Source organism: Pseudomonas sp. HC1(2025), assembly GCF_058742075.1.
The window spans coordinates 2320466-2334734 of the sequence record NZ_CP196017.1; the positions used below are offsets into that span (position 1 = coordinate 2320466).

Genomic DNA, 14269 nt, shown 5'->3' on the forward strand with positions numbered 1-14269 from the left:
TCATGGCCCTCCAAAGCAGATCAGGCGGTCGGCATCCTGGATGGCATCATGCAACTGCCCAAGGCCTGACAGCGCCCACGGCGCATCCAGATTCACCGCGCTGCGCTGGTAGCGCGCAGCTTCTTCAGCATTCAACACCCCACGGCGCAGCGCCGCAGCGATACAGACCACGCCATCAAGCTGATGCTTGCTGACGAAGGCGCTCCATTGTTGGGCGATATCCTGCTCATCCTGGGGCGTGACCACCGAATTGGCGGCGCTGTAGACGCCGTCCTGATAGAAAAACAGCCGCACAATCTCATGCCCACCGGCCAGCACAGCCTGGGCAAACTGCAGGGCGCGGCGCGAGGAGGGCGCATGGGCGGCGGAAAAAAGCGCAATCGCGAACTTCATGGAACACTCTGTTGGCAAACCTTTGCCAATGATAAAGCCGCAGGCAACAAAAAGCCCGCCGAAGCGGGCTTTTTGGTAAGGCAGGGATCAGTCGTCGCGGCTCATGATGCCGAAGATCTGCAACAGGCTGACAAACAGGTTGTAGATCGATACATACAGGCTGATGGTCGCCATGATGTAGTTACGCTCGCCGCCATGAATGATAGCGCTGGTCTGGAACAGAATGCAGACCGAGGAAAACAGCACGAAACCTGCGCTGATTGCCAATTGCAGGCCGCTGATCTGGAAGAACATGCTCGCCACCACAGCCGCCAGCAACACGAAGAAACCAGCAGTGATGAAGCCGCCGAGGAAGCTCATGTCCTTACGGGTAATCAGCACATACGCCGACAGGCCACCAAACACCAAGGCCGTCATGGCAAATGCCGAGCTGACCACTTCCGCGCCGCCCTGCATGCCCAGGTAACGGTTAAGGATCGGGCCGAGCAGGAACCCCATGAAACCGGTCAGGGCAAACGCCGACACCAGGCCCCAGGCCGAATCGCGCAGCTTGTTGGTGAGGAAAAACAGGCCGTAGAAACCGATCAGTACCACGAAGATATTCGGGTAGCCGACACGCATCTGTTGCGCCACATACGCCATCACGCCGCTAAATGCGAGGGTGAGGGCGAGCAGGCCGTATGTATTGCGCAGGACGCGGCTAACCTCTAGCTGCTCAGCCTGCACGTTGCTATTAACTGCGTAATCCTGTTCGCGCATGGCGACACTCCTTCAGTTTTGAAACGTTCAGTCGCAAAGATCATAACAGACGCTCTGTAACAAGCTATGCAGAGAGTTTGACAGTGTGTTTCATTCGGGTATTATGGCGCCCGCTGAGACAGGATGGGCTACTATAATCCTGTGTTGCACAAGGGAAATTGGCAGAGTGGTTGAATGCACCGGTCTTGAAAACCGGCGAACGTTAATAGCGTTCCCAGGGTTCGAATCCCTGGTTTCCCGCCAAGATTCAGACGAAAGCCTCGCGATTGCGGGGCTTTTGTGTTTCTGGGGTTTGAGAAGGTTTCTCCTGCTTTTGGCTGGAGTTCCGAAACTTTCGGGTAGGAGTTCCGAAACTCTGCCTATTTGGAGGGTTTCGCGGTGGCGCCAATCCTCCTGTAAACCCGCTTTGTGATCTCCTGTTTGCTGTGTCCCAGTAGCAGGCTGGCATCCCCGATATCGATGATTTCCGACGCGGCCTTCGGCCGGATGTCGCGGAACTGAAACCCTCCAATCTTGGTAGCGAGCAGCGGGTCGCCTTGTTCGATGGCGTTCTGCTTGGCTTTTTCCCTCGCCTTATCCCAGCGCAAGCGCAACATCCCCTTCGTCATCCGCTTTCCGTGTCTGTTGATCAACAGGTACTTGGACGAATGACCGACATTCCTTTCGCTGATCTCCCTAACCAATCTCCCTAAGCTGTTTTCCCCGGCTTCCGTACGCATCAGGATTCTGAGCTTCTGCCCAGTCTTGCCCTGCGTTACCAAGAAGTAGTCACCCTCGGTATCGTCGCTGCGCATGATCAGCACGTCAGCAGGCCTCTGACCGGTCAAATAGCCCAGGTCCATGGCTTCCTTGAGTTCTTGTTCGGCAACCGCGTAGACGGCATCCCAAACAGCCGCGTTGGCGTAGTAATCACGCGGCGCCTCCTTGTTCTTCCTGATGCCCTGGCAAGGGTTCTCCCGCTCCGTGAGCCCCCACTCCCTGGCCATGTTGAAAACGTGGGACAGGAGCGCGATCTCGCGGTTGGCACGAACCTTCGCTGAGCGGGCATCACGGTAACCGGCGATGTTGAACGGCGTAATTGAATCGATGGGCGCCTCATCAAACGTAGGGCGGAGCTGTTTCAGTTCGGCTATGTTGTCCTTCTGGGTCCGCTCTCCCTTTTTTGGGATGACGTCGCGCACGTACCGGTCGAAGATGCCCTTCATCGTTGTCAGATCCGCCGGCTTTTCTTTGGCCTCCAGTTCGGCCCACTTCAAACGGGCTTTGCTCAGGTCTGTTCCAAGCGGGATCTCTTTTCCCGCTGAGTCACGGTAGTAGTAGCCGATCCAGACCTTGCCATTTTTCCTTGGGCGCTTACGGCGCACCATGCCTGGCGGCAAGTCCCTGTTTTCCGTGTTCCGGGGGCGCATATCAGTTCACTCTGGAGAAATCAGGCGTCCAAGCCGGACGCGTCGGCTGCGGGTTTGGATCTGCGATCGCGGCGTTAACCATGCCAAGCTTCATGCGCGCGAACATCCGGCCTACCAGAGGGCGGCCGCCACGGCTCTCGATGAATACCCAGTTTCGGTCTTTCAGCCATTTGCGCTGGTGAGCGCGCTGCTTGTAGCCAGTTAGGTCGGCGAGCTCGTCGTCCGACAGGATCTCTGCTTGCATACCTACCTCCCGTCGACCGCAGTGGGCCGCGCCGTCTTGATGATGTGGATGATGAAGCCGAAGGTGAGCAGCATCCAGGCGACGGTGCCGGCGAATGCTGCGATCAGGGGTTGATCGGTACCGGTGGAGATCAGCTCCGGCACCTGCCAGAAAAACCAGAAGGTGGACCCCGCCACGTACAACACGATGGCCGTGATGAGCAGGGTGAATTTCGTTGCGTACATGGGGTGTCCTTGCCGCGCTGGACGGCAGAAGGTGAGGGTGAATTGTTCAGAAAGTGGATAGGGACGCGGCCATCAAAGGCAGCTAGTCTTCTGTTGTTCGCCCAGCCAGATGTTTCAGAGCAAACGCTGAGTGGCCTCAGATGGCTGGGTGAACTCTTTTGCGTGATTCGCTGCCCGCCGCTCACCGGCAGGCATGAAGGGGAATTGGGTTATCGCCGCTATAGCGGCTTCTTTTGAAGGGAGGATTTATTTGAAGTCGACCCTGGACTAGATCCAGAGGTGTGCTAGAAATGACATGTCGCGCATGTATTTCAGATATGTGTTGTTGAAGTACTTCGCCGACTGGCGCTCTATCAAGTCATTGGAGCGTGCTCTTGAAGCAGTGGGCAGTGAATCAGTGGACCGAAGTAGTTAGCTGCGAGTTAAACAACTCCCTTCCTCTGGGCTAGTAACTCAACGCCTTGGTCCGCTGGTCACATCCTTGTCCAGTCACCTGTCGATGAAGACGTAGGCGAACCAGAGGGGGCGATCATGGCGTCACCAGTTCGTCAGGCACTTCGAAGAAGCCCAGTCGCCCCTTGCACGGCGTGAAGAGCAGCGGCTTGGGATCGCGCAACAAGAACCCCTTCTGTCCCATGTACCAGGGCGAGCTGCTGGTATCGAGGCTGTCGACCAGCTCAACCGAGCCGATGATGCCGCCACGCTGCATTTCGTCCCGGTCCGGCATTGGTAGGCCACGCTCCGCGCAATACAGCAACACCTGGGTGAATTCGTTGCTGGTCATGCCTTGGGATGCGTGCACCAGGAACCGGCCTCGGAACTTGGTGTGCCAACTGCGGTTTTCGACGTCCTTGCCGCCATGGACGATCAGCCAGGCCCAGGGCTGGCGAATTGATAAAGCCTTCATGGCGTCACTCCGTACCCATTAAGTAGGTGGGCTCGGTTGCTTCAGCCAGCCAGTCGCGAAGGCACCCACATTCAACGTGCGGCGGATCCTCGTCTGTCCACTGCCGATCAAGCATGGTTTCGCTGGTCAACTCGACGTCCCAGTCTTCGTAGTCGGCAGGGTCATCGCCGTTCATCTCCGCCAGTACACGCCGGGCTTCGTCTTCGCTTGTAGCTGCAACCCAGTCTTGATCGCCGACGCTGTAGCAACGCAGGTCAAGGCGTGCAGTCTGGGAGCCGTCCAATTCGAATTCAGGGCTTTGGTTTTCAGTGGTCATGACTTCGTCCTTGCCGCTATAGCGGCTGACTTTGAAGGGGGAGGGTTGAGGAGCTAAACTCAATGCCTCACCAATGGATGGCGACACTGGTTATGAGTCGAGCAAATGGTTACCTTATTTTTTGCTACTGTTGCTTGTTGTTTTCTGCGGGGATTATTTTCGGATTTCTATTTACTAAGGGGGGCGAGGTCGGCTTCGTTGTCTTCCTTAGCGCGGCATCGAGTTTGGCTACAGTTGGCGCTGCATTGACGGCAATTTATGCATTGCATGCTTGGTATCCACAGTTTAAGCACGCAGAAAAATACAAGCTCATAAAAGAATTCCAACATGTAACGGCAAAGTCTGATTTGGTTAGAGAGTTTATTTATACTCTCAAAGATAAGTTGATCGAAGTCATTGACGCCGAGCATTCTGGAGCGCCTCTGCCCCATGCCCCGTTACCGGGAGAGGAAATGAGAGCGTGGTGGCGACATATGGACTCAATGCAGTACGCATGGCGAAATATGAATGACTTGTTGAGCGACGAAGAGGCTAAGCTTTTTACGACTTCTCCGGGAATCATAGATAATCTTACAAAGGACCTTGTTAGCGAGGTTATGGATCTTGCCTACGAGGAGGCCGAGACTAATCGTCGATTGAAGCTTGCTCGTCGCGCTGCAAGTGGTGCGGAAATTATTGCGTTAAAATATCGAGAACTTGAAGATAGTTCTCGTTTACTTTTGAAAAAGCTTGCTTCTTAAATTACCCGAAGCCAAATCATGGGCATTCACAACAGTCATGCCGAGGTGCTGGGCAATCAGTACTTCGAGCTGGGCGCCTTTCGATTCTTGCCAGCCGGGCAGGGTGGCGACGGTGTCGCAGTCCATCAGGGCGGCAATGTCGCGGCGCATGCAGTCGCTCCATGTGCCGCCATCTGGGTTGATCTCGGCGGGGTTGGTGACGGTGTGGCCGCCGGCGCACAGGTTGGTGGTCATGGCGTGGAAGGCGGCGAATTTGAGGTCGGGCAGGCCGTTGATGGGGCCGCTGAGGTAAATCCGTTTCACGGGGAGCTCTTGCCGGGTGATGCCCGGGAAGTAGAGTTGGGGGGACGTTGAAATTGAAGACTTCGCGCTTTAAATACGCAGTGCCATAATGAGAGGTGAGTACACGGGAATTTTGTTAGGGACAACGATGGCAAATATAAGCGTTCATGATCTGCTAAATGCTCCAGTTGGATCAATGGTTTCAAAAAAAGAGCTATATGAATTAATTCAGTATTCAAAGGTAGAAGGATCTGAATATTGGGGTGGTGAAAATTTCGTGATAAATAATACTCCGCAACAGGGTATTAACTGGATTGGTTCACTTCCTGCTCTTGCAGGGGTCATAGTTAAAGTGTACCCGGGAAGTTATAGTCACGATGGTTGGGTAGATGCTGAAAGAAATTTTTACCGCTATTCCTTTAAAGCCAGAAAAGGTGTTGTATCACTTAAGGAAAAGGCGAACCTTTCGTTGCTGAATCAGCCTGAGTTCGGTTACCCAGTACTCCTTTATAGCGAGCAAAAGCAGGGCTGGTTTTTTGAAGGGTTGTTTGGCTTGGTTGAATGCGCTGACGAATATGTTGTTCTTGGTCGTCAAGCCGAAACTCTTGTAGTTACGAGCAAGGTCGGCCAAGGATTTATGGAGGGTGGAAAAAGTTATGTTACGCATCTGTTGTATGAGAGGAACTCTCAAATAGTTAAGCTGCTAAAATCGTCCGGATCATGCGTCTGTGAAATTTGCAGTGATGATTTTAAAGTTAGATACGGATTTGAATATATCGAGGCTCATCACAAAGTGCCAGTCTCTACGAAGGCTGTGAAGGTAGATGTGGTTTTAGAAGATTTAGCATTACTGTGTTCGAATTGTCATTCTGCCGTGCACGCTCATATGCGATCGGGCACCGAGGACTACTTAGTAATTAAAGAGGTGATCGTGCGCCGCTTAGCTCAACAAACTTGACGATTCTCCCGCCTATCCAGTGAACCACCGCGATGGCCTTGCTGTTACCGATTGCCTTGTAGCGGGACCCGTCAGGACATTCACTTGCAGGCTTGCCGCGCCAGGGGATTTGCGTGTAGTTATCGGGAAAGCCTTGGCAGCGCTCCCACTCGATCACACTGGTCCGGCGGACGCCTTCGGGCTCCAGCACATATGCCTCTCGATCATCGAGAGAGCCTCCCCCTTGTGCCGTGAGAGTAGGGTGAAGTGCAAGCTTCGCCGGCCATCTCGGCGGGCTATCCCGGCGAGCGCCTTCGCGCTCAAAAAGTACCTCAGTGGGATCGAATCCGTCTCGAGCACTTGCGACAACGAACACACGACGGCGTCGTTGGGCCAGGCCGAAATATTGGGCGTCCAGAACCCGCCACGCGATTGTTCTTTTGGGTCCATACACACAACCAGCGTCCTGCCATTTCTTCCCTGAAGGCTGCAGCTCGCAGTCTTCCCCAGCAAGCGCGCCAAGAAAGCATCCGAAGGCGTTCCCTTTGTCGCTGAGGACGCCGGGGACGTTCTCCCAGGTAAGGACGCACTCAGCTTCTCCTCTTGCGGTTCGAACATGGTCAATTGCATCTGCTAACTCCACGAATTTGATTGTCAGTTGCCCTCGCTCACCACCGAGACCCGCTCGCATACCGGCAACGCTAAAGTCTTGGCACGGGGTGCCGCCGACCAGCACGTCCGGCGCAGGGATCTTGCGGGCAAGCACCTGGGCGGCCAGCTTGGTCATGTCGCCGTGGTTCGGCACGTCCGGGTAGTGGTGGGCCAGGACCGCCGAGGGGAACGGCTCAATCTCGGCGAACCAGGCGGCGCGCATGCCCAGCGGGTGCCAGGCCTGGGTCGCGGCTTCAATGCCGCTGCACACGCTTCCGTAAGTGATGGGCATGATGGCTCCTCGCCGGTATATTGCGACATCAATTTTCTGGAGGGGTAGGGATGTCTGTTTGGGAATGGCTCAAGGAATACAATGGAACAGTTGCTGTTCTTATTTCCTTAATCACCGGTGGATTTGCTCTATATCACTACATCAGTATCAAAAGGTCGGAAGAGGAGGCGCGGCGCTTTTCCACCTACCACAACCTTATTCAAGATCTGAACATCGGGAAGGATAAGGACGCCCAATATGTAGACCGGCAGATGGCAATAATTTTCGAACTTCGAAACTTTCCGGAGTACTACCCTGTAACTCTTCGAATATTGAATCGCTCCCTGCCTCGCTGGAGAGCATTTGCCTTAACGTCATCAAACCTCCTGTCACCCTATTTGGTGCCAGAAGAGGTTTTACTAACCATCAAGTACATCAACCGCGTGATTGAGGGGAGGAGCTATCTCTGCACTCCTGAAGAAGACCGCCAGTAGCCGGTACCTATCTGCCTTTTGATTAGGCTGCCTGAATCTCCTGCTTTGATGGCCACTCCGAAAATCCTACGCGGGGCGCCTTCGTTTTCGGGTTGATGATCGGCTTTCCTTTAGCGTCTACCAGTACGGCCTTGGCCCTGATCTGCATGTCACGGCATCTCAGCGTCTTGCGGGCCAGCTCAATGAACTGCTCGGCGTACTGCGGCGCGTCGAAGAGCGGTGAGAGCTGGCGAACCGTACCCCCCCCATAATCTTCTCGGTGCGCTTGGCGACCAACTCCAGCCACTCGACTTCAGGGATTGGCTCTACGCCGCCAGGGGCCTTGGCGTTCTTCCTGGTGCCAGCCGTCTTCTTGCGGGCCTCTGTCTTGGCGACATCGAGGGTCATTCCAAACACTGCAAAGGTGCTCATGGGTTATCTCCAAGCGTGCGCCTGCCTCGCCGGCTGGCGTGATTCGGTTCTATTAGGGGGCGCAGGGTGCAACGTCTGAGGTACGGGCGAATTGCTTCATATTTGATAGGGTGGCATCCTGCCACTAGAAGCAAGCTTATCTTTCGAGAAGGGAGTCTGGTCCGTGGCAACAACTGTCAATGAAGCACTACTTCAGCAACTGAAAGCTGAGGCTAAAAGGTTGGGCCTCGATCCAAATCTGGTCCGACTTGAAGACATTGATGTCTCCCAAAAGGGTGACAAAATTAAAGTCAAATGGCGCGATGTTGAGATTGAAGCCCCCGGACCATCACAGGAGGCGTTTGATTCCTGGTTTGAGGAGAATGGAAAAGTAATCGCGGGTGCAGTTGTCGCTCTAGCGGGCGTCACTATTGGCCTGCTCGGTGCTGTCGCTCTGAAAAAGTGATGCAGATTGAGAGCTGCTGGCGAGTAGCGCGACAGTTTCAGTCTGAGGCGCACTTGAGCTGCTCGGTGAGCTGAGTGGGAAGCCCGCGTAGTGTTAGCGTGCCGCCTTCCTCATCAAACTTGATCTTGTCACCCAGCAGATGCGCCTCAAAGCTGATCGACAGACCCTCAGCGCGGCCGGTGTAGCGCCGGAATTTGTTGAGGGTCTTCTTGTCCGGTGGAAGGCTCTCGGAAAGCCCATAGTCCTTCGCCTTGACGAAGTCGTAAAAGCTCTTTGGGCGCTCTTCGTCGATCAGGCCAGACAGTTCGTTGAGGGTGATCGGCTCGCCAAGCTTGGCCTGGGCCATGGAGTAGCTGACAAGCGTGTGTGTCTTCTCGCGTGCCGACTCTTCTGGCAGATCCTCGCTTTCAACAAAGTCGCTGAACGCCTTGAGCAAGGTCCGGGTTTCGCTTGGGCCGTCGATCCCTTCCTGGCAGCCGATGAAGTCGCGGAAGTACTCATTGATCCTGCGGCCCTGCTTGCCCTTGATGTACGAGATGTATTGCTTCGACTGCGGATTGCCTTTCCATTCACTGAGGTTGATGCGCGCGGCCAGGCGGATGTGGTCCAAGTCGAGGCGCTTGATCGTCAGCAGGCTGAGTTCTTCGGTCATGGTCACCGCTTCCGTTTCCTGCACCAGGGCGATGATCAGGTACTCGGTCAGGCCTTGCTGATAGTGGCAGAAGAGGGCGTGCCCGCCGGTGGTCAGGTTTGACTCTTCCATCAGCCTGACCAGGTGCTCGACAGCGATGGTGCTGAACTTGAGGAAGTCACCGACTCCAGCTAGGTACTTGCCGAGCCAGCCGCTGAGTGGGAAGGCGCCTGATTCAGAATGGAAGAAGCCCCAACCCTTGCCGGCGGTGCTGTTGTAGCTTTCGTTGAACTGGTGCATCAGATCGTCGCGGGCCTGGCTCTCTACTTGCTCGGAGCTGCCAAGGAACAGAACGGCCGGGGTGCCGTCGGGCTTCTTGTCGATCTTGTGGATCGCGCTGTGAAGTACGGGCATTGCGTTTACCTCAGGTAGGCGCCGCCCTCCGGTGACCGGTGGTGGCAATTTGGTTTGGGTTGGGGTATTACGTTCCCCCTAGAAATCGACACGGATATCTAGTCTCTAGAGTTTTTAAGGATCTGTAATATGAAGGAGGAGTTAATCGTACCGTTTGTGGGTGCAATACTGACTGCGCTCATTGCTGGCATCGTATCTCTGGTAATGGCCATTTTGTCTAAGGATCAAAAAACATCAGAATTTCGCCAGGCTTGGATAGATGCGCTTCGAGATGATATATCGAGGTTTGTTGGAACGGCTCATTCTTTAGTTGGTGCGGCAGATATAGTAAATAAAAAGTCCAATGATGAAATTAAAGATTATGTGCTATCGATATCTCGTGATTTGGCGGAGACAAGTTATCTTTTGTCAAGAATTAGACTTCGCCTGAATGTGGATGAGCATACAGACATATTAGAGGCGATCGCTTGGCTTCAGGACGAAACTACCGGAGGCACGAAAGAAGAGATGCTGCAGAAGATCGAGACGTTAGTTGTAAGGATACAGGAAGAGCTAAAGAAAGAGTGGGAAAGAGTAAAGGCAGGTGAGAAGTCGTTTAGGGTCTTGAAAATGACTTCCGCCGTCGTTGTTATATCTCTTGCGACTGCAATGGCAGGTTATGTGCTGAGCCCAATATTGACCAAGGGCTTGTGGTGATATTTTAAATCTTAATTGGAGAGCAACTACCTGGCATCTATCAAGTTCATTTGTCAAAATTATGACCTTGATTGTTCGATAGTATGATTTTTCAACCAGTTGCGCTATCGTTCTTGGCATTCATCTGAAGCGATTCGGCGAAACCTGCCTGTCGTAATTTCCGCGCCACGGTTTCAGATACGGTCATATCGTGGCGCGGAATTGCGAGCAGGTCGGCGGATTTCTCGGCGCCAAGCGAGTGGGCGTATGCGATTAACCGCCAAATGGTGGATCGGTCTTTCGTCTCGCCCAGGTCGGCGGTGAGCGCTGCCAACCGGTCACGCATTCCCTGGCGGAAGTAGTGGCGGATGATGGCGGATGGCCCTTTGACTCTCGGCGGCGCCAGGGGCAGATCCTCGGCCCGGCCATTCAGCACCAGAAGCTGAACGGCCTCGCTTGCTTCCTCGATCTCATGCCAGAGCATCAACTCGTCGAGCATCTGCCGGGTGCCGTGCGGTACCGTGTGGCGTAACTCCTGCTCGCCCAGTTCCTGCCGCTTCTCGGCAAGCCTGGCTGTGCGATCCTTCTGTTCGGCTGCCATGGCCTACCTCTTCTATTCCGTTGGCCGGCAGTGCGAGCCAGGTCTGTCTGTGATTACGGCGCTGGCAGTAAGACCCACCCCTGCCAGCGCACAATGGATCGTTAGGCAGTAGGTCTGACCCGGAAGGCCAGGAACACCGGGCCGAATGGGAAGGTACTGACTTCCAGCTCATCCAGTGGGTTGAGCGTGTGTGTGCGACTCCCAGCATTGCTGTAGATCACATGGCTGCTTGATACGGCGATGTTGACCTTGCCGGCGGCCGCCTGGATCAGATTCACCCTGAACCCTTCAGCCACGTCATCACCAATGGTGAGCGTGACGTCTGTATCGCTGATAACCAGAATCGACTTACCTGAGTCCGCCATAGTCAGTGGTCTGCTGCCGGTGATGGAGACGTTTGTGTGTACGTGGCCCCCGGCGTGGTAGCTGACCATTCGTGGGTCGGCGAAGACGCGGGCGAAGGCGCCGACATAATTGACACTGGCGCGCATGTCATCGAATTGCTCGACCACGTAGGTGCCGATGCTGCCTGATACTTCAGCGTTGGGATCCAGAACCCATTTGCGTCCTACCATCAGCCCGATCTGGGTGTTGGCACGTACGCCGGCACGCATCTCTTCAAGGAACAGCTGACTGATCTGGCCACCACCCTTACCTTGGACATAGGTAAACCGCGCAATGGAGTGGCTGTCTCCAGTAGGGCTGCCCTGGGAGGTGTCGACCTTGTAGTCGACAAAGTCCGCCGAGACGGTGGTGGTCGTTGTGTTGGCGTTTGGCGCCCAGGTGAAATCCAAGACCCTGCCGGTTTTAACCTGCTCTAACGAGGTGGTGGTTTGCGAGGTGGTAGTAGAGCCTGACTGCTTCAAATCATCGTTCATGTTACTCATCCTTAAGTGAAGTGCTTATGAGTGCAGGCCGAACTGGCCCGAAGCGTATGATCGCCGTCATAACGCCACTTTTGCTACAAAACCCTGTTGTCTTACTTGATCCGTATGGAACTGTCACCGCGCTCGAGGTGTGCCCAGATCGGCTCTTCGAGTAGTTCGTGTTCTGCATCTTCACCGGCGGCCATGCGTTTTCGTACGGCTACGTTGTGCTCTCGGATTTCCTTGAGGTTGGCCGTGATGGTGCGCTTGTCGGGAGAGAACACGGTTTTAGTGTCGATGAAGTCGTCCGGGATATCGTCCTCTTTATCGACGATGATCTTTTCGGGCGCTAGAGCCAAAGTGATCGTGAACAAGGGCCGCCTGATCGTTTTTATATCGGTGGCCTCCATGTTTTTGCGCAGGTACTCGACGAGCTTGCCGACGGTGTTCTTCCGGATGCGCTTGAGCTCGTTCAGCCGGTCGACCTCTTTTTCGATTGCGTCGATATCTCCCTGGATGTTCCGACTCAACATGACAACGCTTTCCGCTTTGTCGCTGAACTCACCTTGAATCTCGTCCATGGCGTGCTGCAAAGCTTCTTTCAGGCCTTCGTCGTCGGTGTCGGCCATCGCTTGTAGTTCGGCGAGCTTGCCGGTGAGGGTGTAGAGCTGGGTCATGCTGCAGCCTCCTTATCGGCGTCGGTGATTCGCTTCCATTCCAGCGAGACGCGCTCGGCGCCCTTGGTGTCTTTGCGTAGGGTGAGTTTGCGCACCGCCACGTCATGGATCTTTTTCAGTTCCTGAGGAGACTGGGCACCGGCCATGGTGTCGATGACTGATTTGATGTAGTCCAGGCGCTCCTGCTGTTGGCGAGCTTTCTCAGCTTCTTGATCTTCAGCTTGCTCGATCAGTTCTTCATCCTTCAGTTGGTTGACGTACTCGGCGTCGTCAAACATCCCAAGGAACACGTCGGCACTGAAGCCAAGCATTGAGAGTGATTTCTTGATTGCATCGGTGAGCGACTTCTTTGGCGCCTCGCCATCGGTAGTCGTGCCGAACTTCGATTTGTAGAGGTAGCGCGTGCAGCCGTATTGCTCTATCTCGCCGCGTTTGCCATCCAACTCAAACCAGAATCGGATCTTGATGGTGTGGTTCAGTTCGCGACCCAGTACCAGGCGCTTGTCTCCTTCACCGCTGACCATTTCAGCGCCTTCGTCGAAGCGCTCCTCGATGACTGACCAGCCGAACCCGATCCCTACAGGACCGAACACTTCGGTTGCCTTCATGATCATCGCGGTACCGTTCAGACTGGTGATCTTCTGACCGCCAACCTCGGCAGGTTTTGTATAGCGGGTATCGGTCGTGCAGACCTTTTCCCAAATCTGCATGTTCGTCGACATGAGGAGTCCTTGCCGCGTTGATCGCAGCGTTCAAAGTGACTGAGTGGGTGGGGGAATTGAAGGGGGTGGGCGTAAGGTCAGCGCTGCTGCTGAACCCGATAGCGAAGTACCTGAAGCACTCGACCGTCGTAACCAGGTTCTGCGTACTGCTCAACTGGCGCACCGAAGAAGCCGCGGCGTTCGGCCAGGCTGTAGGCCTCGCGAAGGTTATGAGCGCTGATATCTTCGAGCTGCTCGTCGATCAGTGATTTAACCGGTGCGGTAGTCATGCCTTCTCCTTGCGCCGCCGGCTGACATCCAGGAGGCGTGCGCTATACCAATGAAATTCTTCTGCGTTGATGGCGCCCGAGGTGAAGTGGCGCACGATCAAACCCTCGGCCAAGATCTCTTCGATGGCGGGCTTATCTGGATCTTCAAGCGCAAACAGCGCTTTATCGATCTCAACGTATGGGCTCACAGTTCGTTGTCCTCGCCCTGGGCGATCAGTGCGTCATCAGCCAAAGGCAGAAGTAGGCGTTCGGCAATCTCGCCGAGCTTCCCAAGTGGGTGGTCGCTCCGGCCGAGTAGCTCCAGTGCCTCCGGCTTCACCCTTGAGCCCGCCATCCCAGCGATCAGCAAGTAGCCCAGGGCTGGAGCGTCGACGCCGCAGTCGGCAAGTAGGTTGTTGGCGTACTCATCGACAGCCAGTGCGAACTGGTAGGCCGTGACGCCTTGCTGTGGGTGTAGGTGTCGCTTGAACACCACACTGCCACCTCTGGCCAGCTCTTCGGCTGCGTTGTACAGCCATTCGCTGCGGGCCAATTGCTGAGAGGTTTCGCTCACCGGAGGCGGCAGTTGTTCGTCGTGCTCAAACTGAGCCTTACGTAGTGCTGACATGGTCGCCTCCAAGGTGGCGGGTTGTTCACCTGTATTCGTCAACACTCATGCCTCCCGCTGGTTGCCGATGGGCGCGGGGGAGGAGTGCTGACGTAATAGAGGAGGGGAAGGGTGCAGGAATATCGCTGCTATATTTGATCCAGGTGTTCGGCGCAAAGGAGAGCGAAATGAGCAGGGATGAAAGCAGGTACAAAGCAACTTGCAGTGCTTGTGGTCATGAGGGTGTTCAGGTCAGGAGCTCAGATGACTGGGGGCGTACCGAAGAGTGGTGGGAAGGCTTTGATACCACTCCCGCAAATGACTACGAGTACTATCGGAAAAGAT

The 14269-nt window shown here is 55.0% G+C and carries 22 protein-coding genes, 1 tRNA gene and 2 pseudogenes; 6 read left to right on the top strand and 19 right to left on the bottom strand.

What is annotated here, in order from left to right:
• Together tusD and ACSSVH_RS10410 are read right to left on the bottom strand one after the other, a co-directional pair.
• On the bottom strand, positions 1 to 393 hold the full coding sequence (tusD, locus tag ACSSVH_RS10405; protein WP_170043090.1) for a sulfurtransferase complex subunit TusD: 393 nt from the start codon (positions 391 to 393) through the stop codon (positions 1 to 3).
• An 87-nt stretch (positions 394 to 480) separates the two neighbouring features.
• Entirely contained in the window at positions 481 to 1152 is a 672-nt protein-coding gene (locus ACSSVH_RS10410) for a Bax inhibitor-1/YccA family protein (protein ID WP_492634454.1), read from the bottom strand.
• Positions 1153 to 1304: 152 nt separating this feature from the next.
• Here ACSSVH_RS10410 and ACSSVH_RS10415 point away from each other — a divergent pair.
• Positions 1305 to 1395, top strand: a tRNA-Ser gene (locus tag ACSSVH_RS10415).
• A 116-nt stretch (positions 1396 to 1511) separates the two neighbouring features.
• Here ACSSVH_RS10415 and ACSSVH_RS10420 read toward each other — a convergent pair.
• The 5 genes from ACSSVH_RS10420 to ACSSVH_RS10440 form a co-directional block, all read right to left on the bottom strand.
• Positions 1512 to 2561 (bottom strand): tyrosine-type recombinase/integrase, encoded by a 1050-nt coding sequence (locus ACSSVH_RS10420; protein ID WP_432755497.1) that lies wholly within the window; start codon positions 2559 to 2561, stop codon positions 1512 to 1514.
• Between the two features lies 1 nt (position 2562).
• Positions 2563 to 2805 carry a DUF4224 domain-containing protein gene (locus tag ACSSVH_RS10425; RefSeq protein WP_432755498.1) on the bottom strand — a complete coding sequence of 81 codons (243 nt, stop codon included), beginning with the start codon at positions 2803 to 2805 and terminating at the stop codon, positions 2563 to 2565.
• A gap of 2 nt (positions 2806 to 2807) precedes the next feature.
• Complete coding sequence (locus ACSSVH_RS10430; protein WP_492634455.1) at positions 2808 to 3029, bottom strand: hypothetical protein; 222 nt, start codon at positions 3027 to 3029, stop codon at positions 2808 to 2810.
• A 529-nt stretch (positions 3030 to 3558) separates the two neighbouring features.
• On the bottom strand, positions 3559 to 3936 hold the full coding sequence (locus ACSSVH_RS10435) for an ASCH domain-containing protein (protein ID WP_492634456.1): 378 nt from the start codon (positions 3934 to 3936) through the stop codon (positions 3559 to 3561).
• Between the two features lie 4 nt (positions 3937 to 3940).
• Complete coding sequence (locus ACSSVH_RS10440) at positions 3941 to 4252, bottom strand: hypothetical protein (protein ID WP_492634457.1); 312 nt, start codon at positions 4250 to 4252, stop codon at positions 3941 to 3943.
• A 62-nt stretch (positions 4253 to 4314) separates the two neighbouring features.
• Here ACSSVH_RS10440 and ACSSVH_RS10445 point away from each other — a divergent pair, with 62 nt between their 5' ends.
• Positions 4315 to 4992 carry a hypothetical protein gene (locus tag ACSSVH_RS10445; protein WP_492634458.1) on the top strand — a complete coding sequence of 226 codons (678 nt, stop codon included), beginning with the start codon at positions 4315 to 4317 and terminating at the stop codon, positions 4990 to 4992.
• Here the strand turns inward: ACSSVH_RS10445 and ACSSVH_RS10450 are convergent.
• The gene (locus ACSSVH_RS10450; RefSeq protein ID WP_492634459.1) at positions 4966 to 5295 is read right to left on the bottom strand and encodes a DUF4406 domain-containing protein; all 330 of its coding nucleotides are present in this window, start codon (positions 5293 to 5295) and stop codon (positions 4966 to 4968) included. The genes ACSSVH_RS10445 and ACSSVH_RS10450 overlap by 27 nt on opposite strands.
• A 127-nt stretch (positions 5296 to 5422) precedes the next feature.
• Between ACSSVH_RS10450 and ACSSVH_RS10455 the strand changes: the two genes are divergently transcribed.
• The gene (locus tag ACSSVH_RS10455) at positions 5423 to 6232 is read left to right on the top strand and encodes an HNH endonuclease (protein ID WP_492634460.1); all 810 of its coding nucleotides are present in this window, start codon (positions 5423 to 5425) and stop codon (positions 6230 to 6232) included.
• Here ACSSVH_RS10455 and ACSSVH_RS10460 read toward each other — a convergent pair.
• Both ACSSVH_RS10460 and ACSSVH_RS10465 read right to left on the bottom strand, forming a co-directional pair.
• A pseudogene (locus tag ACSSVH_RS10460) lies at positions 6192 to 6434 on the bottom strand (DNA cytosine methyltransferase); the annotation flags it as partial. The gene ACSSVH_RS10455 and the pseudogene ACSSVH_RS10460 sit on opposite strands and share 41 nt — an antisense overlap.
• 63 nt (positions 6435 to 6497) lie before the next feature.
• Positions 6498 to 7154: pseudogene (locus ACSSVH_RS10465) on the bottom strand (DNA cytosine methyltransferase); the annotation flags it as partial.
• Between the two features lie 50 nt (positions 7155 to 7204).
• Here ACSSVH_RS10465 and ACSSVH_RS10470 point away from each other — a divergent pair.
• Positions 7205 to 7627, top strand: a complete 423-nt coding sequence (locus tag ACSSVH_RS10470) for a hypothetical protein (protein WP_492634461.1) — start codon at positions 7205 to 7207, stop codon at positions 7625 to 7627.
• Between the two features lie 159 nt (positions 7628 to 7786).
• Here ACSSVH_RS10470 and ACSSVH_RS10475 read toward each other — a convergent pair whose 3' ends face one another.
• Positions 7787 to 8038: a hypothetical protein gene (locus ACSSVH_RS10475; RefSeq protein ID WP_492634462.1), complete on the bottom strand. Its 252-nt coding sequence runs from the start codon at positions 8036 to 8038 to the stop codon at positions 7787 to 7789.
• A 163-nt stretch (positions 8039 to 8201) separates the two neighbouring features.
• Here ACSSVH_RS10475 and ACSSVH_RS10480 point away from each other — a divergent pair, with 163 nt between their 5' ends.
• A complete protein-coding gene (locus ACSSVH_RS10480) occupies positions 8202 to 8483 on the top strand; it encodes a hypothetical protein (RefSeq protein WP_186765259.1) in 282 nt (93 codons plus the stop codon).
• Between the two features lie 37 nt (positions 8484 to 8520).
• On the opposite strand, the gene yejK is transcribed toward ACSSVH_RS10480, so the two are convergent.
• Positions 8521 to 9528, bottom strand: a complete 1008-nt coding sequence (yejK, locus tag ACSSVH_RS10485; RefSeq protein WP_492634463.1) for a nucleoid-associated protein YejK — start codon at positions 9526 to 9528, stop codon at positions 8521 to 8523.
• Between the two features lie 129 nt (positions 9529 to 9657).
• Between yejK and ACSSVH_RS10490 the strand changes: the two genes are divergently transcribed.
• On the top strand, positions 9658 to 10224 hold the full coding sequence (locus tag ACSSVH_RS10490) for a hypothetical protein (protein WP_492634464.1): 567 nt from the start codon (positions 9658 to 9660) through the stop codon (positions 10222 to 10224).
• Between the two features lie 91 nt (positions 10225 to 10315).
• Here the strand turns inward: ACSSVH_RS10490 and ACSSVH_RS10495 are convergent, their stop codons facing one another.
• The 7 genes from ACSSVH_RS10495 to ACSSVH_RS10525 form a co-directional block, all read right to left on the bottom strand.
• Positions 10316 to 10804, bottom strand: a complete 489-nt coding sequence (locus ACSSVH_RS10495; protein WP_492634465.1) for a hypothetical protein — start codon at positions 10802 to 10804, stop codon at positions 10316 to 10318.
• Positions 10805 to 10905: 101 nt separating this feature from the next.
• Complete coding sequence (locus tag ACSSVH_RS10500) at positions 10906 to 11682, bottom strand: hypothetical protein (RefSeq protein WP_492634466.1); 777 nt, start codon at positions 11680 to 11682, stop codon at positions 10906 to 10908.
• A gap of 101 nt (positions 11683 to 11783) precedes the next feature.
• Positions 11784 to 12347 (bottom strand): siphovirus Gp157 family protein, encoded by a 564-nt coding sequence (locus tag ACSSVH_RS10505; protein WP_492634467.1) that lies wholly within the window; start codon positions 12345 to 12347, stop codon positions 11784 to 11786.
• On the bottom strand, positions 12344 to 13069 hold the full coding sequence (locus ACSSVH_RS10510; protein ID WP_492634468.1) for a hypothetical protein: 726 nt from the start codon (positions 13067 to 13069) through the stop codon (positions 12344 to 12346). The genes ACSSVH_RS10505 and ACSSVH_RS10510 overlap by 4 nt, the downstream gene beginning before the upstream one ends.
• Before the next feature lie 77 nt (positions 13070 to 13146).
• Positions 13147 to 13338 carry a hypothetical protein gene (locus ACSSVH_RS10515; RefSeq protein WP_492634469.1) on the bottom strand — a complete coding sequence of 64 codons (192 nt, stop codon included), beginning with the start codon at positions 13336 to 13338 and terminating at the stop codon, positions 13147 to 13149.
• Complete coding sequence (locus ACSSVH_RS10520; RefSeq protein ID WP_492634470.1) at positions 13335 to 13526, bottom strand: hypothetical protein; 192 nt, start codon at positions 13524 to 13526, stop codon at positions 13335 to 13337. Before ACSSVH_RS10520 ends, ACSSVH_RS10515 begins: the two co-directional genes overlap by 4 nt.
• The gene (locus ACSSVH_RS10525; RefSeq protein ID WP_492634471.1) at positions 13523 to 13945 is read right to left on the bottom strand and encodes a hypothetical protein; all 423 of its coding nucleotides are present in this window, start codon (positions 13943 to 13945) and stop codon (positions 13523 to 13525) included. Before ACSSVH_RS10525 ends, ACSSVH_RS10520 begins: the two co-directional genes overlap by 4 nt.
• Positions 13946 to 14269 lie beyond the last annotated feature (324 nt).